Genomic DNA, 22,506 nt, shown 5'->3' on the forward strand with positions numbered 1-22,506 from the left:
AAGCAGCTTTTCATAAGATAAATAAACAAACGCTTTTATAAAGTGTAAGGTTTTTAAGATTTTGCTCTGCTGTGAAATCTAGATCTTCGTTTTTCATAAATGAAACGTTCTTAAGAGCAAATGATAACTAAGTTATAACTGTAATAAAAAAGTTTTAACGTTTCTTATGAAGATCTCATTTTATGTTTCAAACGTTTAAACGTGCATTTAAAGAGGTTTTCATAAGCGTATTTGTACTTTTCATAAAACCTAATTTCTTTAAATATTAGCCGGTCCATTTTTGGAGACATTATCTTAGAATAAAGCATTCTTTAAACATTACAGCTTTTGACTCAAAATTGAGTAAAAATCCATGTGAGATTACAATGGTTTTGAAGTTTTCTTGCTTGCGTTATATCATTAAAAAGCTTTCTCTTTCATAAAACATAACATTGTGATTTTCATTCTAGAGTCATGATATTATATTTATGCTGATTACCTATCATTTTCTAAACTTTTAGAAAGCGCTTTAAAAGTGATCTTGTATTTAAATCCTTTTATGCAATCTTTATAAATTAAACCTATAAGCTTATGACAGTTTCAAACGATTATTCGATTGAAGGTTTCGCTCAAAAAAGAGCAAAACTCATACCATTCTTTAAACGTATAATCGATAATTCCAAACGACTAAATTTTTAAACAATGTGATTTGTGCTGTGATAAAAACGTGTCATAAAATTTATAAACTGTTATAAATGATATCTGCTTTTCATTTCATTTGAATGCACACATGCGTTATAATATTTGTATCATGACTTGCTTTTTATGGTCTATTCATACATGGCAATCTTATATAAAAAAGGGTCAAATGGATCATGCATAAAAGTGTGGATTCTTAAGTGGATTCATATAAAATAATTGCATATAACACACTGAATTTATTATATTTTTATGGAATAAGCGTTTCCGGGGTCTGGAAGTGCTGAAACCGAGTCAGCCCCTTGCTTTTAGTGCTGAAAGCACTTGGACATATGAAATTACAACAGTGTTTCTTGTTTGTTTTTTCAAGTTTTCATGTAATTAATGCGTATATTATACATAAAAAATATTGCTTGAGATACTTTAGATACTTTTAAAAATTGTAAAGCGAAATTAAAGGGTGATGGTAAGGTAATGGGGTGATTTTCTCCTTTACGATTTTATGTTTTTTTCCCCAAAAATTAGGTTGCTTCTTCGTTTCAAAGATTACGCAAACAGATAAATATTCTTGTCCCGATATGGTATACATAAGATGATATAACTTGTCGTTTTTATTCATCTTAAATCGAGGTATCTCAAATATGTTGTTCGTAAATAGTATAAATTAAAGTCCATGAAATATAACAATCTTTATGTTTAATATAATAAATTTCATTTACCTGAGTTGGTTCAAAATGTTATTATAATTCTTGCTTTTAAGAAGTTCATAAGAGCCATTTTTATTCAGATGCTTGTGTGGTGCAAGCGAATGGTTTTGATTGCTTCAGTATGAACAGGCTGGAATGAGAGAATCTGATGATATTTTTGGCTTTTGTTACAAGGTGTAAAGCGATATAGATATCTTCATTGTAAAACTCTTTTTTCAGAAATCGTAAATATTGAGATATCATATTGATAGAGACTTGATAACAGTGGGCTTGTAGAGGGAAATTGCATGAGGATTTTTTATTTTTTATGCGTTATTTCTTCATTGTTTTGCAAAGGGCGCGCTTCTGAGGCAAGCATAATGGGAACGCCATCACGAATAGGGTAGGCAAGTTTGGCTTTGAGAGAAATGAGCTCTTGTGTTTTTCGGTTGAAAGAGAGAGTACCTTTCGTCATTGGGCAGACGAGCAATTCGAGCATTTTTGGATCTGTGGTCATTTTTTTCATGTTTGGACATTCATTAGTTTAAGCGGTAATCTGTTCCTGTTTGTTTCATGAGCGAGCGTTCTGTTAATGCAAGAAGAGTTTGGGCACGGCTTTCGATATCTGGAGCTTCAAGGAGAGCTTGTTTTTCTGCTGGTGTAAAGGGGATAAGAGCTGAAAAAGCATTAACCAATATAGGTGTAGGGGCTTCTATGATGCTGCTCCAATTATATTCCATTTCATGTATGGTTAGATATTTTTCTACAACGTCGAGTAAGTTCTCTCGGTTAATGCTTTCTTCAATATCAAATTCTTGCAAGTCTTTTATGTTTGATTGGATGAGAGCTGTTCGATAGGATTTTGTGTTTTTCAATTCTTGTTCTAAAGTGAAGCGGCAAATACCTTGTAAGATAATGAACAGTTGTCCGTTTCCTGTTTCACTGTAGTTTGTAATGCGCCCTATACAGCCTGTTTTATAAAGTTGTGTAGAGAAGCGATCTGTATCCGATGAAAGTGGTTGAATAATGCCCAATAGACGATCAGTTACCATAACATTTTCAATCATTTCAAGTGATTCTGGTTCAAAAATATTGAGTGATAAAAAACCACCGGGTAGTAAGAGTGCACCTTCTAAAGGAAAAAGAGCAATTTGTTTTGGAAGATCATTTTCGCAATTGTAAGAGATATTACCAGCTTTCATGAGTATTTTGTCACCTTTGTTCGGTAGTTTTAGTCTGTAAATAGTCGCTATTTATGATACTATTGAGAAAGCAGAAAACCTACTTCTTGTGCATTAAAATCATACTTATAAAATATTTGAAGTCCTTATTCTCAAAAAGAATATGAAACCCTATCTTTAAGGTTGAACTGCGCGCGAAAGAATATTGCTTTGCGATCTTTTTAGTGTGTGACGTTTTGCATGATTTTCAAGAGGTATTTTTGTTTATAGCTTTTGATTTTTGTCTTAAATTTCCTAAAATGTGTTCCTTGCAATTTTTGTAAGGTTCAAAAAAGGATAATATTATAAATCTTTTGAAGCAGCTTATGCAAGTTTTAAAATGAGAACATTTTCATCACTTTACTAATGACAGTGTGATGAAGATAGGCTATAGGTTTAAATATGCTGGAAAGAGCGTTATCGTTTCTTTCATTCTTTTGCGGGAGAGTGCAGATTGCAAATTTTCGCATTGCCGCCGAAGGGGAAATAGCCCATAATCTCTCAGGCTTTAAGGACCGTAAAAGGAAGAAGGCAGATCTGGAAAGTCGGGAGAACCCGCGCCGAAGGTGTAAGCGAAAAATTTTTTCGCGAGTCTCTCAGGTTGATGACAGAGGGGGCAGAGACGACCATATTCTATGGGCGTTAGCGCAGCTTTGGAGTTATTATGGGCACAGCACAAGAAACATCTTTTTTAAAAACACTTCCTTTATATGATTTGCATGAAAAAGCAGGAGCAAAATTTGGTGCTTTTGCGGGTTGGAACATGCCTTTAACTTATCCTCTTGGCGTTTTAAAAGAGCATCTTCATACGCGTGCACATGCAGGACTTTTTGATATTTCTCATATGAAATTGATTGCGGTTGAAGGGGCACAAGCTGTGGAATTTTTGTCCTATGCTTTTCCCATTGATGCAGCAGCTTTAAAGATTGGGCATTCACGGTATAATTATTTGCTTAATGAGCAGGCTGGTATTCTTGATGATCTTATCATTACCCGTTTGGAAGAGGGTCGTTTTATGTTGGTCGCCAATGCTGGGAATGCACAGGCTGATTTTGTAGAATTGGAAAAGCGTGCGGTTGATTTTGAATGTCAAGTGATTGCACTTGAAAGGGTATTGCTTGCGCTTCAAGGTCCTGAAGCGGCAGCTGTTCTTGCTGATGCCGATTTACCAGGGAATGAATTGTTCTTTATGCAAGGATTCGAACCACAACAGGATTGGTTTATAACGCGTTCTGGTTATACGGGAGAGGATGGTTTTGAAATTGCTTTGCCTATAGGGCATGCGCATATGTTGGCTGAAAAATTGCTGAGTGATTCTCGTGTTGAGTGGATTGGACTTGCCGCACGCGATAGCTTGCGGTTGGAAGCGGGGCTGTGTTTGCATGGAAATGATATTACCCCTGATACGACACCTATTGATGCGGCTCTAATATGGGCTGTTCCTAAAAGTGTTCGAGAAAAAGCACAATTTTATGGTGCGAAGGCTTTTCTTGAAGCACTGCAAAAAGGACCGGCTCGTTGTCGTGTTGGATTAAAACCGCAAACGCGTCAACCTATTCGTGCCGGTGCGGTGCTTCTTGATGATCAAGGTAATGAGATTGGCATTGTAACATCAGGTGGTTTTGGTCCTTCTTTTGATGGTCCTGTCGCGATGGGTTACGTTCCTGTTGATTTTAAAGTTGAAGGGACACAAGTCTTTACAGAACTGCGAGGCAAAAAGATTGTATTATCAGTTCATTCTCTTCCCTTTGTTGAACAACGTTATTTTAAAGGATGATTTTTTATGTCTAAAACTTATTTTACACATGACCATGAATGGCTTAGCGTTGAAGGGCAGGTGGTGACTGTTGGGGTTACGCATTATGCGCAAGAGCAATTAGGGGATTTGGTTTTTGTTGATTTACCACAAAGTGGAACAAAACTTTCCAAAGGAGAGGCGGCGGCTGTTGTGGAATCAGTGAAGGCGGCTTCAGATGTTTATGCTCCTCTTGATGGTGAAGTGGTCGAAATAAATGAAGCCTTGGCTGATAATCCTGAACTGGTAAACCAGAAACCCGAAACAGAAGGCTGGTTATGGAAAATGACATTGCAGGATGAGACACAACTGGAGGGGTTGTTAGATAAAGATGCTTATAAGGCTTTGATTGGATGAGTACCATGATCGAGCGTTCTTTTTCTTCTCGACATATTGGGCTGCGTCCTGATGAAACACAAAAAATGCTTGATGTTTTAGAGCTTGATTGTGTTGAGACACTTATTTCTCAAGCTGTTCCACACTCTATCCATTTGGGACGTTCACTGAATCTTCCAGAGGCTGCTAGTGAAGGACAAGCCTTGGAAGAACTCTCCAAGATGATGGAGCGTAACCATGTGCACAAAAGTTTTATTGGGCAAGGATATCATGGAACTTATGTGCCTCCGGTTATTTTACGAAATCTGTTTGAAAATCCTGCTTGGTATACTGCTTATACGCCTTATCAAGCAGAAATTAGCCAAGGTCGTTTAGAGCTTTTATTTTATTTTCAGACATTGGTTAGTGAACTAACAGGTTTGCCTGTTTCTGCTGCTTCCCTTCTTGATGAAGCAACTGCTTTAGCTGAAGCCAATGCCCTTGCTGTTCGCTTTTTCCGTGAGAAAAAAACAAAAATTTCTCTTCAGAGTCTTTTACATCCTCAGACTTTGAGTGTTGCGCAAACGCGTGCTGAAACACAAGGGATTCAGATTAGCCAAAATGGCGAAATTGATCCTGATACAGCGGCAATTGTTTTGTCTTGGCCAGATACAAAAGGCTCTTTTCATGATTACAGTGAGATCATAAAAGAGGCAAAGGAAAAGGGAGCTTTAGTTATCGTTGTAGCTGATCCTTTAGCGCTTACTCTTCAGGAGCCACCTGCTCAATGGGGGGCAGATATCGTTGTTGGCACTATGCAGCGTTATGGCGTTCCGATGGGATTTGGTGGTCCACATGCTGGTTACCTTGCCGTGAGTGATGCGTTAACGCGTCTTATTCCAGGGCGTATTGTTGGTCAATCCGTGGATACCAAAGGACGCGTTGGTTTTCGTTTAGCTTTGCAAACACGTGAACAACATATTCGGCGCGATAAAGCGACGTCAAATATTTGTACAGCGCAGGCTTTGTTGGCTAATATGGCAACCGCTTATGCTGTTTGGCATGGGCCAAAAGGCTTACAAGAAATTGCGCAGCGAATTCATCATTTAACATGTCGTTTTGTTGCTGGTTTAGAAGCCGCAGGGGTTCATGTTGAAGGGAAAAGCTTTTTTGATTGTGTGAGTATTTCTGTTAAGGGAAAAGCACGAGAAATTGCGCATCAAGCCAAAATAGGTGGGCGCCTTATTCGTGTTCTCGATGATGACACTATTGCAATCAATTTTGATGAATTATCAACAGAAGAAGATGCTGGTGCTTTAGCGCAGCTTTTGGGGGCACAACTCGTTGATAAGGTTTCTCCACGACTCTTTGGAAAAAAACGGGATGCTGCTTTTCTTTCTCAGCCTTTTTTTCATGCGGTTCATTCAGAGACAGATATGATGCGCTTTTTGCGTCGTTTAGCGGATAAGGATTTGGCGCTGGATCGCGCTATGATCCCTCTTGGTTCTTGTACAATGAAGCTTAATGCAGCTGCTGAATTGATGCCTGTAAGTTGGGCTAGCATGGCCAATATACATCCCTTTGTTTCACTAGAGGATGCAGCGGGTTATTTGGAGATGATCAACCAGTTAAATGCGTGGTTGTGTGAAATTACAGGATTTGCGCAAGTTTCTTTTCAGCCAAATTCTGGTGCTCAAGGTGAATATGCTGGGCTTTTGGCTATCCGACGATATTACCAATCACGGGGAAAACATCAACGTACAGTTTGTCTTATTCCTGCATCTGCGCATGGTACAAATCCAGCCTCGGCCCATATGGCAGGGATGGAAGTCGTTGTGGTAAAATGTTTAAGCGATGGTGATGTTGATGTAGACGATCTCAAGATGAAAGCGCAATTGCATAAAGATAAATTGGCCGCTCTCATGATTACTTATCCTTCAACCCATGGTGTTTACGAGGAAAGCATTAAGGAAATTTGTTCTATTATTCATGAAAATGGCGGACAAGTTTATTTTGATGGTGCTAATCTCAATGCCCTTGTGGGGCTTGCTCGTCCTGCGGATATTGGCGCTGATGTTTGTCATATGAATCTTCATAAAACATTTGCTATTCCTCATGGTGGTGGTGGTCCTGGTATGGGACCAATTGGAGTTGCTGCGCATCTCAAACCATTCTTACCAGGTCATGAACAGGATGGGACAACGCATGCGGTTTCGGCTGCTCCTTATGGAAGTGCGTCTATTCTTGCAATTACATGGATGTATATTCGAATGATGGGGGCTGATGGCTTAAAATATGCAACACAAATAGCCATTTTAAATGCCAATTATATTGCTGCACGTCTTTCAGCCGCTTATTCCATTCTTTATCGGGGCAAGCATGGACGTGTTGCGCACGAATGTATTGTGGATACACGCGTGTTGAAAGAGCAGTATGGGGTGAGTGTTGATGATATTGCAAAACGTCTCATTGATTATGGATTCCATGCGCCCACGATGTCGTTCCCTGTTCCGGGAACTTTAATGATTGAGCCAACGGAATCTGAACCAAAAGCAGAGATTGATCGTTTTTGTGATGCTTTACTCTCTATTGCTGAAGAAGCGAAAAAAGTTGGTAGCGGGGTTTGGCCAAAAGACAATAATCCATTGGTGAATGCCCCTCATACAGTGGCAGATACTTTAGATGATGCTTGGGCACGACCCTATTCGCGACAAGAAGCTGCTTTTCCCAACAGTTCTCTTGATCCAGCCAATAAATATTGGCCTCCTGTATCGCGTATTGATAATGTTGCGGGAGACAGAATGCTCATTTGTTCGTGTCCGCCATTGGGAAATACCTATTAAATAACAAATATGTATTTAATTTGTTTATTTGCATAAACAAAAAAGCCCACACATTTTGTGTGGGTTTGTACTTGTTGATCATGTTACTATGGAATTATTTGTCTATTTTCTAGAATTTTGCATTGTTTTTTATAACATGAGCAAAATCGAAAAAGTCGACAAAAAGCTGTATTTTGTCGGCAATAGGCATGCTCTCCTTTGCTTTCTACCGTATGACATGGTTTTAGTGACTAGGCGGCATTGGTCTAGCCAGCTAATTCATGTAAACGAGAGCGAAACCTACGGGGGATAAGTCACGTCTGTTGCATGTGTTGTGATATACTCCTTCTCACTAGGGTGACGACGACCGGTTGTAGAAAGAATAAAATCAATTTTAGTGTTTTTGATGATAAAGACACGCGAAACTCTGTTGTTGCATCTTTTCGAGTCAAGAATTGTCTAAATATTTCTCTTTAATCTGCTTTTTGTAAATATGACGCAAAAATATGTAAGAACACCTGTCAGAATGAGCAAACGCAAAGCCAAATGTATTATGGTTGTTTTTTACAAGGTATCTTATAAAAAGCCGGCACATCTTTCCACTTCATTGCAAGTCAGTTTGTGACTTTACGGCGCTGTTTTCCTAAGAGCCCGTGTTCTTTCGCTGTTACCTGTAAATCAACATCCAAACTTAACGCAGCGACATGTTTTGAGTCAGAGATTGAGAAAAAAAGAGCTTTATGAGTAGTTCCTGCTGTCTGTCTGATGAGGGCGGGGGATTGCGTATTTCTGTTGACGTAACCTTTGAAACTGGAAGACAATCTCATTTTGGAAAATGTAAAGCTGTAAAGGTGAAAATCAATCCTCAGTTTGTCATCTCCTCTTCATTCAGCTTTGCGGCTTTCAAAAGCATTTAAAGCAATATTTTTTTAATAATGGGGATTACATATTGCTCCATACTTTTATTTATTGTGTTCTTTAGTGGGGGAATGATCCTCATGTAAAACAGAACGCTCCAAAAAGAATATACTTGGGTTGTTAATTCACATGTTTGTTTTAAAGAGATATTTCGCTCCTATCCCATTTCGTGACGGCGCTTGTGAATGGTGTAAGGGTAAATCCATTGATCCCCCAATCTTTACGCTTCATAACGGAGTAAGCCGGCACTATTATACACTTTGCCAGCGCCTAATGTTATAGCTCTTGGCACTATGGTTCATAAGAGGAATTATTCTTTTCTTAAATCATTTTTATCTACACATAGTCCAGCTTGTGGTATGCAAGCGAATGATTTTAATTGGGAAATTAATTTTAAAAACTTTGTAGTAGATTCTTTTTTGTCAATTTATGGGGAAAGGCTAAGTTTTTGTATTTTAGATGAAAGCTACTTCCATAAAACAGTCCATCAACTTGTCTGTTTTGAGATTTCTGTGAATGTACGGTATCTATGACCATTCTATGTGGTTGATTGTTGTAAAATCTTTTGTAAAAGCCCCTCAATTTTCTAAAATGATGATTTTTATCAATTTATTTTTTTAAAGAGTTTTTATGTGTAAATGTATTTATAGCGGGAGCCAAGAGATGTTAGAATTTCATTGGGAAGGGTATCGGCATCTATAGATACTTTTTCAAGTGTTTGATGGGGACCAATGAGTTCTACCCAGTCACCAGTTTGAGGTTTTTGTTCAAGATCGCTCGTATCTACAATAATGGAATCCATAGAAACTCGCCCAACCATGGGAAGTTTGTGCCCGTTGAAATAAATAGTTCCTTTATTCGAAAGAGTACGGAGCCAGCCGTCTGCGTAGCCTATAGAAATGGTTGCAAGAGTGCTTGGTCTGTTGGTTATAAAGCTTTCTGCATAACCAACAGGTGCTCCTATATCAACAACGCGGCTTTGAATGACTTGGGCTTCAAGTTTTAAAACAGGTTTCAAAGGTGACGGGTGTTTTCCCCGCGGATCAACTCCGTAAAGTGCAATGCCTGGACGAACAAGATCAAAATAAAAATCTGATCCTAGAAAGATACCTCCAGAATTGGCAAAGGAAACTTTGCAAGCAGGCAATTGCGCAAGGATCGTTTTGAAAGAAGTCAATTGGGCATAATTTGATGGGTGGGTATCATCTTCTCCGTTAGAAAGATGACTAAGAATATATTTTATTTCTGCTTTTTCGAAAATTGTAGGGTGTTTGATGAGTTTTTGTAATTCTTTTTGATCTAGTCCTAATCGGTTCATATGGGTATCGATTTGAACCATTGCTGGAAATTTTTTATCTTTTTTTTGACAAATTTTTTGCCAATTTTCAATGGCATTCCAAGAGTTTAGAACAGGAACAATACCAGATTGTGCGACAAACTCTTCTGCTAAGTGTGGAAGTCCATTCAGAATGGCAATTGTGACATTTGATGGTAAAATGCTTTTTAATTGGAGTGCTTCTCTGATTTGGGCAACAAAAAAAGTGCGACAACCAGCTTGGTAAAGGGCAGGAGCAATTTTGTGAGCTCCTAATCCATAGGCATTTGCTTTTACAACTGCTGAACATTGTGTTGGAGCTACACGTTTGGCTAAAGTAATATAATTGGCAACAATGGCACTGACATCGATGGTTGCTACAGCTGTATAGAGTGATGTATTTATTTCATCATTAACGGATTTGTTCATTTTAAAAGCTTATCTGTGTTCGTGAAATACGCAGTTTTCTTTGGTTATTTTATAGAGGTTGCTTATGAGAGATGAAAGATACTGTTTGCTACGGTCAAAATCATAAGAAGCCTATGCTGCCATTAAAGTCGTTTTTTATGTAAAATGGTACTCCGGATATAAGAGATAGTTTAGTTTTATTTGTGTTGTTATCAACATGGTATCTTCTAATGATTTGTAAAACATAGACTTTTTTACTTATTTCCCCTCGTTTAGGCATATAAAAAAGAAAGCATAGTTTATTGTATTGTATCATTTTGAAGAGTGCAATGTTAGACTATTGTTGCTGGTGTGATTGTTGTGATTAAATATTGCATTGGCTGCTTGTGTAGAGAAGGTAAAATGATTAAATTAACCACGTTAAGTCAATGCATTACAAGTTTTCTAACATGAGGGGGAAGATCACTCATCTGTGCAATTTTGGATGTCGTCTCATGCACTTAAAATTATTTTTATTGAATGGAAAACAGTGTGTAAACACTTTTTGATACATTAAAACTGTTGATTTAGAAAACTCGTTGATTTGGATATTATTTGTTTTCAAGATGGATTGGGTATCCAGTATTTACTTTCTAGTCTTTGATTGGTTTTAAGTGAAATCAATTTTATCGCTTATAGAGTACACTAGACTCATTTATTTAATTTTGACATAAAAGTGTTAACCTTGAGGCTTTTGTGTTGAGAAAATTGTTGGCAGATGGTTGTGCAAGTACTATATCACGTCAAGGATTCGAAATTTAACGTTCAATAAATATGGGGAAGAGTATGAATACGTCTGCTACCAATGTTCCGTCAAGCATCAGCAGCGTTGCAAATTTTCCGATTCCTGAGAATGTGTTCGCCCTTACTGTCCAAGAGGTTTGTCACTATACAGATCGGTTATTTAAATTCCGTCTGAATCGTCCGGAAAGTTTTCGTTTTCGTTCGGGTGAGTTTGTTATGATCGGTTTGCCAAATGCAGAAAAGCCGATTTATCGCGCTTATTCGATTGCAAGTCCCTTTTGGGATGAACAGCTTGAGTTTTTTTCGATAAAAGTTCCAGGGGGACCTTTAACCGAGCATCTCCAAAAAATTAAAATTGGTGATACAGTTCTCATGCGTAAAAAATCTACAGGAACGCTGGTTCTTGATGCTCTTATTCCTGGAAAACGTCTTTATCTTCTTTCAACTGGGACGGGGATTGCTCCTTTTGCAAGCCTTATTCGTGATCCTGAAACTTATGAAAAATTTTCAGAAGTTGTCCTTATTCAAACAACGCGCGAAAAAAATGAGTTAATTTATGCAAAAGATCTTGTTTCCTCTTTGCAACAAGATCCACTCATTGGAGAGTATGCACAACAGTTGAGATTTTATCCTATGACTACTCGTGAAGCTTCTAAGCATATGGGCCGTATTACAACTGTGATGGAAAGTGGGGACTTTTTTGAAACAACAGGCCTTCCTAAAATTCATCCTGATGAAGATCGGGTGATGATTTGTGGTTCCATGGCTATGTTAAAAGATTGTGCAAGGATGTGTGAAAGCTTTGGTCTTGTTGAAGGGGCCAATAATGCTCCTGCTACTTATGTTGTAGAGCGCGCTTTTGTGGAGTAATGAGTGGGAAAGTTGATGCTTTATCTTCTTTCAAACCGGTATGGGGTTTTTCCTTTTGCAAGCTTTATTCGTGAGCCTGATATTTATGAAAAATTTTCAGAAGTTGTTCTTATTTAAATAACGTGCGAAAAGAATGGGTTAATTTGTGCAAAAGATCTTGTTTCCTCTTTGCAATAAGATCCACTCATTGGAGAGTATGCACAACAGTTGAGATTTTATCCTATGACGACTCGTGAACCTTCTGAGCATATGGGGCGTATTACGACTGTTATGGAAAGTGGAGATTTTTTTGAAACAAGCGGCTTTGAAACAATAGAACTCGCAAAATTCATCCTGATGAAGATCGGGTGATGATTTATGGTTTTATGACGATGTTAAAAGATTGCGCAAGGATGTGTGAAAGCTTTGGTCTTGTTGAAGGGACTGATATTCTTGCACATTACATTATATTGTAGAAAGAGCTTTTTTCGAGGGAGAGGGAAGTTGTGATGCGGTATATGCTAATGCAGTAATCGAATCCCAATCACTTATTGCAATGAGTTTTTGGGGCGCTATCCAAGAACCTCCAACGCAGAAGACATTGGGCAGTTGGAGCCATTGTGTTGCACTTTTTTGTGTAATACCGCCTGTTGGGCAAAACCGGATATCAGAAAAGGGAGATGCTAAAGCTTCGATGAAGGAAATACCCCCAGCAGCTTCAGCAGGGAAAAATTTAAGATATGAATAGCCTTTGTTTAATGCTTGCATGAGTTCACTTGGGGTCATTGCACCGGGAAGAAGGGGAATTTCACTATTTTTTGCACAATTGATTAGTTCATTGGATAATCCGGGGCTTACAATAAACTTGGCTCCAGCTTGTTCGGCTTTTTCGTAATGTGTTGTGTTGAGAATTGTGCCGGCTCCAACAATTGCTTCAGGGACTTCTTGTGTGATTTTCTGAATTGCTTTGAGGGCATTTGGTGTTCGCAAGGTGATCTCAATTGTTTTTAATCCACCTTTGACAAGAGCGCGTGTTAAAGGTACAGCACTTTGTAGATTGTCAATGAGTAAAACAGGTATAACAGTTTGTCCTTGGAGATATAATAAAAGCTTTTCTCTTTTTTGGCACATGATATTTTTTCTTCTTGGAGATGATATTATTTGTATCGTTTGATTAAGCACAATATGTTAAAGAGTACATGAATAAATCTTGAAATTGAATGAAACGCGCGTTATGGCAAAACACATGGAAAAGAATTTTAAAGTTGCTGCACTTTATTGCTTTGCAGATTTGAAGCATTATCATCAATTACAAAAACCTTTGCAGGATTTATGTCAAGCAAAGGATATCAAAGGCACTCTGCTTTTAGCACAAGAGGGCATTAATGGAACAGTTGCTGGTTCTTGTGATGCGATTGAGGCATTGGTGGATTTTATTACGGCTGAGCCAGCGTTTCAAACGCCGGAGATTAAATATTCATGGGCATCAAAAATGCCTTTTCATCGCATGAAAGTGCGGTTGAAAAAAGAGATTGTGACAATGGGGGTTGAAGGGGTTGATCCGCTAAAAGTTGTTGGTACTTATGTCGATCCTGAAGATTGGAATGCTCTTATTCAAGATGAAGAGACAATTTTAATCGATACACGGAATGACTATGAATATGCGATAGGGAGTTTTCAAGGAGCGATTGATCCGCAGATTAAAACATTTCGCGAATTTCCTGAATGGGTGCGTAAACATGAGGCTGAGTTAAAGAAAAAAAAGAAAATTGCCATGTTTTGTACAGGTGGTATTCGGTGTGAAAAATCAACAGCTTTTGTTCGTGATCTTGGTTATGAGCAAGTCTACCATCTAAAAGGAGGTATTCTAAAATATTTAGAAAAAATTCCAAAAGAGAAAAGTTTATGGTGGGGTGAGTGTTTTGTTTTTGATGAGCGTGTTTCTGTTCAACATGGTCTTGAAGAATGTGGACGCGAATTATGTCGCGCGTGTCGTTCTCCTCTTAATGCTGAAAGCAAATTATCGCCTCATTATGAGGAAGGTGTTTCCTGTGATGCTTGTTATAACACGCGTAGTGAAGCCGATAGAGAGCGCTTTCGTGAGCGCCATAGGCAATTTCAATTGTTGAAATTGCGTGCAATTGATTCTCATCAAGGGACATAAGGATATCGTAGTGTAGAGTTTTAAGTTGTAGCGTTTTTCTCTTAAATTTAAGAGAGAAGAGTTTTTTAATATTGGTAGAAAAATATTTTATAAGACCGGATATTATTCGGTCTTTTTGTTTATGTTAAATTATTTGACTTATAAATAATCATTATAGATTGTTCGCTCTCCTTGACTTTATAGGATTGAGTTTTCAGATACTTTTCATTTTAAAATAGAAAAGCCGTTCACCAACAGCGCAGAGGAGGGAGATTATAGTTTAAGAGAAAAGCGTATAAATAAGATGTGATTAATAAGAGGAGATGAAAAAGCAGATGCTAGGTGGAAAAATAAAATGATAATAGGAGTTTATGATTTCAGAATTTAATATAATACATTAATTTATAATGATAATTTATTATTCATTTGAATAAAAGAGTTCAATATTGTGAACTTTGTTGCTTTCAGATTAGATGAGAACGAATCGCGTAAAATTCATTCACTTGTACGTTGCAAATGGGAGTAACGTGTGGACAAAAATCATTTTAGATAAGGTGTTATGAAACATTTCAATGTACGAGTTTCTGCAATATTGGAAGTTGGCAGATAGAATGGGAGTGTTTGTTTTTAATTTCATAAGTATAAAGAGGGTGAGATGTAGTTGATCTATATCATACAAGCTATATTATACGGGGATTTCTTCATGATATTTTGCTTAAGCGATGCTGTGAAATGAATGTGGAAGCAGGGATGTTTTTAGGATGTAAATGAGAAAGATAATGGTGTTTTGTTGGGGGAAGGACACGTTATCTTTAAAGACTATGGTGCTTCAGTCGTTACTATCCTCAGTCTTCAATGTTGGTCATCTTTGCATTTGAGAGGATATATAAGAGGTACTCCTTTTTTCAATTGTTTTTTATTTCTGATGCGCAAAAGAATGATTTTAATTGATTCATTGTAAGAGGGTTGAAATAAGAGGATTTTATAATGGAATTTTTGTTTAAGGGTACAATAATAAATTATCATTATAAATTAATGTCTTGAGTAATTTATTTTGCGTTATTTTCTGCTGCGGATATTAGGAGATAGAATAGGGTCAAGAAACAAGGGGCTTTAAACGCAAGACAGTGATTTATGTTGCACGGATAATGTAAGGGGTGTGATCTCATGAAAGCGGATGGATGGCTTTGTCTGGGGAGAGTGTTGTTTTTTCGCATCATTTTATCTTTAAGAATTAAAAAATGTTTAAAATTAAAAAAATGATTGAAATGAGAAAGAATTCGTTTTATAGGATGCCTTGCCCAAAGTCGCACGTGCCTGTGGGTGTCCGCTGGTTCTCAAATGGTGAGATTAACCGGTACGGTACCTGGAACTAACCGCTCCAGTCATTCTTACAGCCAATTGCAAGAATGAGGACATCTTGAAGCAACGACGGTGCGGGCCTTTCTGGTGTCTTCCAGTTTTTAAATGCTGGGATAACTATAGAGGCACACCTCATTGCCTTCAGTGCGGAAGTGGTTTTCTCAACTCCAATCAAAAAGGCAGATAAAATAGAATAACGCGGCTTCGCGCTGTTCTTTCGCTGCATGCAATGCTAATTTCTGATTTTTTGTAATCAGAATGGGGATAGTTGTTGTGTGTTTTTTGTCCTTTAGCTTTTGGCAGCTTTGGCTGTCCAAGCATAGAGTGGGGGAGCTTTCCCTCAAGGAGAATTGCAGATGGCAACGCAACGTATTCGCGATTTTCTTGCAACACATCGTTCTGAAGGTCCATGCTTAATTGTTGACCTTGATGTTGTTCGTGACAACTATTTAAATTTTGAAAAAGCTCTGCCGCAGTCTCGTATTTTTTACGCAATAAAGGCAAATCCAGCTCCTGAAATCTTGCGTTTGCTAAGTTCTTTAGGATCTTCTTTTGATGCGGCTTCTGTTGCAGAAATTGAAATGGCTTTAAAAGCAGGTGCAACGCCAGAGCGTATTTCTTTTGGAAATACGATTAAAAAAGAGCGTGATATTGCACGAGCATATGCATTGGGAGTTTCACTTTATGCCGTTGATTGTGTGGAAGAAGTGGAAAAAATTGCGCGTGTTGCTCCAGGAGTGCGTGTTTTTTGCCGTGTTCTTACCGATGGAAAAGGTGCAGAGTGGCCATTGTCACGCAAATTCGGTTGCGTTCCAGAAATGGCGGTTGATGTTCTAAGACGCGCACACCAATTGGGTTTGCAAGCCTATGGTGTTTCTTTTCATGTTGGATCTCAGCAGGTTGATTTGAGTGCGTGGGATCGTGCTTTATCGGATGCTTCTACAGTTTTTAAGCGCTTGGAACAAGAAGGCATTTCACTGAAATTGGTGAATATGGGCGGCGGTTTTCCAACCCGTTATTTGAAAGATGTCCCTACAGAACAAGCTTATGGTACAGCAGTTTTTGATTCATTGAAAAAGCATTTTGGTAATCGTATCCCTGAGACGATTATTGAGCCAGGACGTGCGATGGTTGGCAATGCTGGTGTTATTCGTACAGAAGTTGTTCTAATATCTAAAAAAGCTGATAATGATAATGTACGATGGGTTTATCTTGATATTGGAAAATTTAATGGTCTTGCTGAGACTATGGATGAAGCCATTCGTTATCCTATTGAGACACCTCATGATGATAAGGTAATGGAGCCTTGTATTTTGGCTGGACCAACATGCGATTCGGCAGATGTTCTCTATGAAAAAACACCTTATCCGCTTCCTCTATCCCTAACGATAGGAGATGAAATATTGATTCATGGAACGGGTGCTTACACGACAACTTACGCATCGGTTGCTTTTAATGGTTTTGAGCCTTTACGATCATATGTAATCTGAGGTTTCCTTTTAACTATAGTTTTTTTAGACTTTTTGCTATGCTCGTCATGGCGCTATAAGAGGGCGGTTATAGAGATGAACATGATGAACTTTCAAACAAAAGATGGGGCATGTTTTACACTTTTATTGGAGCAAGAAGCCGATAAGCCTTATCGAGAAATTTTGCTTGATTCAACGATGGGGTATGGACGTAAACGTAAATCATCAGAGGCTTTACGTCGTGGACGGTTAGCTGCTCAAGGGCTCTCTTTTGTGGTTAAAAATGTGCTTGGAGAGCTTGTGGGAAGTGTCCGTCTTTGGCATGTTTCTTTTTCTAAAAGAAAAAATAAAACACAACATGCTTTACTTTTAGGCCCCTTGGCTGTTGCATCTGAATGTGCTGGTATGGGAATAGGATCAATTTTAGTCCGCCATGCAATTGAAACAGCAAAAAAATTGGGATATGGCGCCATTTTGCTGGTAGGGGATTTTGAATTTTATCAACGTTTTGGCTTTTCAAATAGTTTAACAGAAAATTTGGCAATGCCTGGTCCTTACGAAAAGCATCGCTTTCAAGCGTTGGAACTGATACCACATTATCTTTCTGGGTGTTATGGCACTTTGGTTCCTAGTGGAGAACGAGAAGTTTCAAATCGTTTTCAGCATCATAAAGTCGCTTGAAGATAGTGTTATTTCGTTTTTCAGCAGCTGCCATTGAGAAGAGCATACCGTTTTGACAGTGCCAAGGTATTTAGCGGTACAAAGTTTTGGGGAGTTGTATCGCGATTTTATTATATGGCTGGTTTCTTATTTTTGATAATTTCAGTTAAGTGAGTAAGAATATATTTTAAGCTCATTTTTTGAAATAGCGTCCTATTTTATAATATTAAAGGAACCGGATTTTTGAGTGGTTTTGTATTCTTTCAAAGCCAGTATCATCATACAGTTTTCCAGTTTCCAATATTGTTGGTAGATCTTGCATCGAAACGGTTGGATATTTTACTTTTTTCTTAAACAGTTTTTTTCTTTGCTTTTTATGTGCAAGGGAATGGTTTTGATTGATTCAATAGAGAGATATTTTGAGAAATTTTATACAATTTTAGCGCTTGTTGAAAAAGAAAAATATGCAGCAGTAGAATCAAAATTATAAATACTAGCTTTTTTAAAAGAGTGTAAAAAAAATAAAATTACATGAGCAGCTTTGTTGAAAAAAAATATATCATTACTTTTTTGCTATAAAGGTAAATCGTTTTGCAATTGGCATGAGAGGATCAAATACAAAATGATTTTTTCATGTAAAATTTTGCATTCAGAATCAAAAAACGTTGCTCTACACATTATAAGGGAAATAGGTGTGTGAATAAAAATCACAAGAATCATAAATCTTTTATGAATATTCTTGTAAGACTCAAAAGAGTAAAGGGCAAAGAATCTTTTAATCGTTTGTGCCCTATGGTGATAAATCAAAAATCTTATAGAAATAGCTGCTTTATCTTTATAGTGTGGAGCGCGTTAGGTAAGATCGTTGTTTACCTATCATCTAAAACAATTTTTGTATGCGAGAGGTTATTTTAAAAGTGCGTAAAGAGCCCGCATTGAAAAGAATTTTTATCAGAAGAATCATTTAGAATCACGTATTTATTTATACTGTCTCTTGAGAAAAGATAAAGTGCATAGGAAGCGAGGAAAGTGATAAGGATAAAAAATATTTCTCAATTGTAATTAAGCTTAGTGATTTGGTGGTGAATCCATGAGAGGTGGTATTTTTTTGAGAAACATGGTCATAAATGTCAAAACACCAAAGATGATGGTTATGATAAAGAAAATATCACTAAAAGCCATAATCATTGCTTGTATGCGTACCATATTAAACAATTGAGAAAGAGCCAGGGTATAGGAATCAAAGGTTTCTGTTTTGAATAATAAAATAAGCTTTGAAAGCATTTCAGTTGCTTGTCTGTTTGCGTGGTTAAGGGTTTCGGCTATTCGTTCATAATGGAAGTCCGTGCGTTTTGTCATGAGCGTGCTGATAATGGCAAGTCCCACAGCACCACCTAGATTCCGTGTGAGATTAAAGAGTCCAGAAGCATTTTGCATTCGTTCTGGTGGGAGTGTTCCCAATGCAATATTATTAATAGGAACCATACATAACATTACAGAAGCACCACGGAAAACTTGCGGCCAAAAAAGCTGCCAAAAATCCCACTTATCTGTGATAGTGCTTGCCATCCAAGTGCCTATTGCAAAACCAAAAAGTCCTATTGCCATCATTACACGTGCATCCATTCGTGCTGAAAGGAATCCTGCAAGGGGAGCCGTTAATAACATGACGAATCCTGAAAGAAACAATGTTTCTCCAATCATAAGGGCATCGTAATGGCGGATTTGGCTCAAATAGACAGGATAAAGGTACGTGAGTCCATAAAGACCTATACCCAGTGAAAAGGAAAAAATGGATGCAGCTGAAAAATTAAAATTAGAAAAAGTAGAGAGATCTACAATGGGTTCTTTTGCTGTAAAAGCACGCCAGAAGAACAAGGCGGCAGCAAGAATCATGATAATAAATAAATTCCGAACCAGCCTATCATTCAGCCAATCATGACGTGCGCCTTCTTCTAGTACATACTCTAAAGTTCCTAGAAAAACAGCCATAGAAATGAGCCCCAACCAGTCAAATTTAGCCATGAGAGATGGATTTGCTTTATCAAAATCAATCAACTTCCAAGCGAGAATTGAAATAATAATCCCAAAAGGCACATTAATGAGAAAAAGCCAGTGCCATGATAAGATATGACAAAGATAACCTCCGACCGTTGGACCAATAGTGGGGGCTAATGTTGCGACTAGTCCAACAATAGGGGTAACAATTGGGCGTTTGGAAGGAGGAAAAAGAACATAAGAGGCGACAAAAACGCTTGGGATAATTCCTCCACCAATAAAACCTTGCAATGCACGGTAGATAATCATCTCTCCAATAGATGTTGCTGTTGCACAAAGAACAGAAGTAATCGTAAACCCGATCGCTGATATGGTGAAGAAAACACGTGTTGAAAGCAATCTTCCTAAGAATCCAGAAAGGGGCAACATGATGACTTCAGCGATGAGATAGGAGGTTTGAACCCATGAAATTTCTTCAGAGCTCGCAGAAAGACCAGCTTGAACTTCGGCTAAAGAGGAGGCAACGATTTGTATATCCAAAATGGCCATGAACATGCCAAAGGCCATAACTATGAAAATCACAATGCTACGGATTTCTATGCGCTCTTGAGACTGTATGGGCTTTGGTATTGAAGATGTCATAATAATGAGGTCATTTGCTTGTTATTATAAGAGACTTTTATCTTGTGGTTTTGTACGTGTATCAACTTCTACTGAAACACTCATTCCTGCTCGGATATGTCCGGTCTTTAAGACTTCTTCTGGAATAGAAATACGTACAGGAATGCGTTGGACAATCTTTGTAAAGTTACCGGTAGCGTTTTGTGGAGGAAGAAGAGAAAAAACAGCACCTGTTGCCGGTGAAATAGAAAGCACTGTTCCTGTAAAGCCCTCCTTTTTGAAGGCATCAACAGAAATATAAGCCTTTTGTCCCGCATGAATATTTTGCAACTGTGTTTCTTTATAGTTTGCTTCAATATAAAGTGCATGGATGGGGACTAATGCTGCAAGACGTTGGCCATTTACAACAAAATCTCCCGTTTTTGCTGTTAAATTTCCTATGATTCCATCAAATGGCGCGCGTATAATGGTTGAATCAAGGTCACGTTGTGCTTTTTCACGCGAAAGTTCTAAACTCTTTGTTTGGCTTTCTGTTTCACTTCGTTGTGCTTCTAGCACTCGAATATTGGCGCGTGCTGCAGCGATTTGTGCATCTGCACGGTTAACATTTGCGATAGCTTGTTCATAAGCTGATTTGGCATCATCAACATCAGATTGAGGGGCATAACGATTGGCTTTCAGTTCTGTTACACGTTTTAAGGTGAGTTGTGCATTGGTTGCTATGGCTGAAGCGGCTGCTTTTTGCGCTTTTGCATCATCTAAAGCACTATGAGCGGCTGTGATTTGTGCATCAATGCGTAGAAGTGTTTTTTTCTGTGTGTCAAGATGCGCTTCTGTTTGATCCAAGGCTATTTGATAATCACCATTGTCTAAGTAAAATAAAACATCGTCCTTTTTTACAACTTGGTTGGCTTTAATGGCAATTTTTTCAATATATCCATTTAATTTAGTCGCAATAGCGGCTATATCTCCTTGCACATAGGCATCTTCAGTGGATAGCATATAACGCCATTGCGTTATCCATTTGTAGCTAAACCAAAGCACAAAAAGTGCAAAGACAATAAGAAGAGCCTTGATTACTTTTTTTCGTTTCGTTTTATTGAAATTGTTGGTTGAAAAAATTGTCTCAGATACGGACATGATTTTATACTTTCAATATTTATGTTCTAACGAGTATAATAAGCCTCTCACTCTAGGGTAGGGTGATACATGCACGGACGATAAGAGCTTTTCAAACAATAAGGCGATCCTTGGTACATAATGCTAAATATATAAACTTGCAAGTTAGAGATCTTGTTTTCAAGTTAGCGGTCTTATTTTATTGCGCATTTTTTACAAAGCCCTCGTACTTCTAAGGTGCTTTTATGTGCTTGGAAGTCAACAGCTTGAACCATCTGTTTTAAACTTGATACAATCGTTTGATTTTGTATTTTGTTGACTGTGCCACAGTTTAGGCATCTTCAGTGGACAGCATATAACACCATTGCGTCGTCCACTTATAGCTAAACCAAAGTACAAAAAGCGCAAAGACGATAAGAAGAGCCTTGATTACTTTTTTTCGTTTCATTTTATCGAGATTTTTTGTTGAAAAAATTGTCTCAGATACGGACATGATTTTATACTTTCAATATTTATGTTCTAACGAGTATAATAAGCCTCTCACTCTAGGGTAGGGTGATACATGCACGGACGATAAGAGCTTTTCAAACAATAAGGCGATCCTTGGTACATAATGCTAAATATATAAACTTGCAAGTTAGAGATCTTGTTTTCAAGTTAGCGGTCTTATTTTATTGCGCATTTTTTACAAAGCCCTCGTACTTCTAAGGTGCTTTTATGTGCTTGGAAGTCAACAGCTTGAACCATCTGTTTTAAACTCGATACAATCGTTTGATTTTGTATTTCGTTGACTGTGCCACAGTTTTCGCAAATTATAAACGTTGTAAGTTCATGTTGACAGTTTTCAGGGTGTAAACAGACCATAAAGGCATTTGCACTTTCAAGACGATGAATACACTTTAACTGTACGAGTTTTTCTAACGCACGATAAACTTGGAGAGGTGCGCGAAAACCTTCTTCGCGTAAGTGATTGAGAATCGCATAAGCACTTAAAGGCCCTTTTGCATTTTTTAAAGTATTTAAAACCAATGTTTGGTTACGCGTCAGTTTAGATGACATTGACATCTTCCTTTTGCTCCCATGGAAAAGCATAAAGCGTGTAAGATATTTATGCAATGGTGATTATAGAATATGTACTCTATTTTTAGCCTTTTACATGACATCATTGCGATATGTAAGACAAGTTGCAACCGTTGTGAGGGGAGGGGTATTATAATCTGAAAGCCGCTGCTATCCAGCAAGAAACTTTTATACGCTTCTTAATTTTGCCAATAATGTTTTGAAATAGGATTTTTTGTTCAATATTTTATTGGTAAAGTTTGGGTTATTTTATTTAAAAAAAAAT

15 protein-coding genes, 3 pseudogenes and 1 riboswitch are annotated in these 22,506 nt (G+C 37.8%); of the genes and pseudogenes, 9 read left to right on the plus strand and 9 right to left on the minus strand.

The window, feature by feature from the left end:
* Positions 1-1,683 precede the first annotated feature (1,683 nt).
* Together ACFINM_RS08035 and ACFINM_RS08040 are read right to left on the minus strand one after the other, a co-directional pair.
* Positions 1,684-1,890 (minus strand): Trm112 family protein, encoded by a 207-nt coding sequence (locus ACFINM_RS08035; protein ID WP_273791466.1) that lies wholly within the window; start codon positions 1,888-1,890, stop codon positions 1,684-1,686.
* A gap of 13 nt (positions 1,891-1,903) precedes the next feature.
* Positions 1,904-2,566, minus strand: a complete 663-nt coding sequence (locus ACFINM_RS08040; RefSeq protein ID WP_375621604.1) for an LON peptidase substrate-binding domain-containing protein — start codon at positions 2,564-2,566, stop codon at positions 1,904-1,906.
* Between the two features lie 448 nt (positions 2,567-3,014).
* Positions 3,015-3,112: riboswitch (glycine riboswitch) on the plus strand.
* A gap of 136 nt (positions 3,113-3,248) precedes the next feature.
* Between ACFINM_RS08040 and gcvT the strand changes: the two genes are divergently transcribed.
* The 4 genes from gcvT to ACFINM_RS08060 all read left to right on the plus strand — a co-directional run bounded on the left by gcvT (position 3,249) and on the right by ACFINM_RS08060 (position 8,433).
* Positions 3,249-4,361: a glycine cleavage system aminomethyltransferase GcvT gene (gcvT, locus tag ACFINM_RS08045; RefSeq protein WP_375621605.1), complete on the plus strand. Its 1,113-nt coding sequence runs from the start codon at positions 3,249-3,251 to the stop codon at positions 4,359-4,361.
* Positions 4,362-4,367: 6 nt separating this feature from the next.
* The gene (gene gcvH, locus ACFINM_RS08050; RefSeq protein ID WP_375612294.1) at positions 4,368-4,736 is read left to right on the plus strand and encodes a glycine cleavage system protein GcvH; all 369 of its coding nucleotides are present in this window, start codon (positions 4,368-4,370) and stop codon (positions 4,734-4,736) included.
* Between the two features lie 5 nt (positions 4,737-4,741).
* Positions 4,742-7,537, plus strand: a complete 2,796-nt coding sequence (gene gcvP / locus ACFINM_RS08055) for an aminomethyl-transferring glycine dehydrogenase (RefSeq protein WP_375641044.1) — start codon at positions 4,742-4,744, stop codon at positions 7,535-7,537.
* Positions 7,538-8,256: 719 nt separating this feature from the next.
* Positions 8,257-8,433 carry a hypothetical protein gene (locus ACFINM_RS08060; protein ID WP_375641040.1) on the plus strand — a complete coding sequence of 59 codons (177 nt, stop codon included), beginning with the start codon at positions 8,257-8,259 and terminating at the stop codon, positions 8,431-8,433.
* A 629-nt stretch (positions 8,434-9,062) separates the two neighbouring features.
* On the opposite strand, the gene alr is transcribed toward ACFINM_RS08060, so the two are convergent.
* Positions 9,063-10,178 (minus strand): alanine racemase, encoded by a 1,116-nt coding sequence (gene alr / locus ACFINM_RS08065; protein WP_375641041.1) that lies wholly within the window; start codon positions 10,176-10,178, stop codon positions 9,063-9,065.
* Between the two features lie 804 nt (positions 10,179-10,982).
* Between alr and ACFINM_RS08070 the strand changes: the two genes are divergently transcribed.
* Positions 10,983-11,810 carry a ferredoxin--NADP reductase gene (locus tag ACFINM_RS08070; RefSeq protein ID WP_375641042.1) on the plus strand — a complete coding sequence of 276 codons (828 nt, stop codon included), beginning with the start codon at positions 10,983-10,985 and terminating at the stop codon, positions 11,808-11,810.
* An 18-nt stretch (positions 11,811-11,828) separates the two neighbouring features.
* Positions 11,829-12,276, plus strand: a pseudogene (locus ACFINM_RS08075) (ferredoxin--NADP reductase); the annotation flags it as partial.
* Here the strand turns inward: ACFINM_RS08075 and eda are convergent.
* Entirely contained in the window at positions 12,255-12,920 is a 666-nt protein-coding gene (gene eda, locus ACFINM_RS08080; RefSeq protein ID WP_375632523.1) for a bifunctional 4-hydroxy-2-oxoglutarate aldolase/2-dehydro-3-deoxy-phosphogluconate aldolase, read from the minus strand. The pseudogene ACFINM_RS08075 and the gene eda sit on opposite strands and share 22 nt — an antisense overlap.
* Before the next feature lie 115 nt (positions 12,921-13,035).
* Between eda and ACFINM_RS08085 the strand changes: the two genes are divergently transcribed.
* From ACFINM_RS08085 to ACFINM_RS08095, 3 genes are all read left to right on the plus strand, one after another.
* Positions 13,036-13,953, plus strand: a complete 918-nt coding sequence (locus tag ACFINM_RS08085; protein ID WP_375621610.1) for a rhodanese-related sulfurtransferase — start codon at positions 13,036-13,038, stop codon at positions 13,951-13,953.
* A 1,697-nt stretch (positions 13,954-15,650) separates the two neighbouring features.
* Positions 15,651-16,784 carry a type III PLP-dependent enzyme gene (locus tag ACFINM_RS08090; protein WP_375621611.1) on the plus strand — a complete coding sequence of 378 codons (1,134 nt, stop codon included), beginning with the start codon at positions 15,651-15,653 and terminating at the stop codon, positions 16,782-16,784.
* A gap of 75 nt (positions 16,785-16,859) precedes the next feature.
* Positions 16,860-17,444 (plus strand): GNAT family N-acetyltransferase, encoded by a 585-nt coding sequence (locus ACFINM_RS08095; protein WP_375621612.1) that lies wholly within the window; start codon positions 16,860-16,862, stop codon positions 17,442-17,444.
* 1,047 nt (positions 17,445-18,491) lie between these two features.
* Here ACFINM_RS08095 and ACFINM_RS08100 read toward each other — a convergent pair.
* From ACFINM_RS08100 to ACFINM_RS08120, 5 genes and pseudogenes are all read right to left on the minus strand, one after another.
* On the minus strand, positions 18,492-20,063 hold the full coding sequence (locus tag ACFINM_RS08100; RefSeq protein WP_375621613.1) for a DHA2 family efflux MFS transporter permease subunit: 1,572 nt from the start codon (positions 20,061-20,063) through the stop codon (positions 18,492-18,494).
* Positions 20,064-20,087: 24 nt separating this feature from the next.
* Positions 20,088-21,182, minus strand: coding sequence for an HlyD family secretion protein (locus tag ACFINM_RS08105; RefSeq protein ID WP_375641043.1), 1,095 nt, complete (start codon positions 21,180-21,182; stop codon positions 20,088-20,090).
* A gap of 173 nt (positions 21,183-21,355) precedes the next feature.
* A pseudogene (locus ACFINM_RS08110) lies at positions 21,356-21,499 on the minus strand (transcriptional repressor); the annotation flags it as partial.
* A pseudogene (locus ACFINM_RS08115) lies at positions 21,496-21,654 on the minus strand (HlyD family secretion protein); the annotation flags it as partial. The pseudogenes ACFINM_RS08115 and ACFINM_RS08110, both read right to left, overlap by 4 nt.
* Before the next feature lie 173 nt (positions 21,655-21,827).
* A complete protein-coding gene (locus ACFINM_RS08120; protein WP_375621615.1) occupies positions 21,828-22,220 on the minus strand; it encodes a Fur family transcriptional regulator in 393 nt (130 codons plus the stop codon).
* Positions 22,221-22,506: the final 286 nt, after the last annotated feature.

It is taken from the genome of Bartonella sp. AA168HLJHH (assembly GCF_042197365.1).
Lineage (GTDB): Bacteria > Pseudomonadota > Alphaproteobacteria > Rhizobiales > Rhizobiaceae > Bartonella.

Bases quoted from the DNA above. Each gene is read 5' to 3' on its own strand.
- ACFINM_RS08035 (WP_273791466.1), bottom strand. From the start codon at position 1,890: ATGAAAAAAATGACCACAGATCCAAAAATGCTCGAATTGCTCGTCTGC.
- ACFINM_RS08040 (WP_375621604.1), bottom strand. From the start codon at position 2,566: ATGAAAGCTGGTAATATCTCTTACAATTGCGAAAATGATCTTCCAAAA.
- gcvT (WP_375621605.1), top strand. From the start codon at position 3,249: ATGGGCACAGCACAAGAAACATCTTTTTTAAAAACACTTCCTTTATAT.
- gcvH (WP_375612294.1), top strand. From the start codon at position 4,368: ATGTCTAAAACTTATTTTACACATGACCATGAATGGCTTAGCGTTGAA.
- gcvP (WP_375641044.1), top strand. From the start codon at position 4,742: ATGATCGAGCGTTCTTTTTCTTCTCGACATATTGGGCTGCGTCCTGAT.
- ACFINM_RS08060 (WP_375641040.1), top strand. From the start codon at position 8,257: ATGAGTAGTTCCTGCTGTCTGTCTGATGAGGGCGGGGGATTGCGTATT.
- alr (WP_375641041.1), bottom strand. From the start codon at position 10,178: ATGAACAAATCCGTTAATGATGAAATAAATACATCACTCTATACAGCT.
- ACFINM_RS08070 (WP_375641042.1), top strand. From the start codon at position 10,983: ATGAATACGTCTGCTACCAATGTTCCGTCAAGCATCAGCAGCGTTGCA.
- eda (WP_375632523.1), bottom strand. From the start codon at position 12,920: ATGTGCCAAAAAAGAGAAAAGCTTTTATTATATCTCCAAGGACAAACT.
- ACFINM_RS08085 (WP_375621610.1), top strand. From the start codon at position 13,036: ATGGAAAAGAATTTTAAAGTTGCTGCACTTTATTGCTTTGCAGATTTG.
- ACFINM_RS08090 (WP_375621611.1), top strand. From the start codon at position 15,651: ATGGCAACGCAACGTATTCGCGATTTTCTTGCAACACATCGTTCTGAA.
- ACFINM_RS08095 (WP_375621612.1), top strand. From the start codon at position 16,860: ATGAACATGATGAACTTTCAAACAAAAGATGGGGCATGTTTTACACTT.
- ACFINM_RS08100 (WP_375621613.1), bottom strand. From the start codon at position 20,063: ATGACATCTTCAATACCAAAGCCCATACAGTCTCAAGAGCGCATAGAA.
- ACFINM_RS08105 (WP_375641043.1), bottom strand. From the start codon at position 21,182: ATGTCCGTATCTGAGACAATTTTTTCAACCAACAATTTCAATAAAACG.
- ACFINM_RS08120 (WP_375621615.1), bottom strand. From the start codon at position 22,220: ATGTCATCTAAACTGACGCGTAACCAAACATTGGTTTTAAATACTTTA.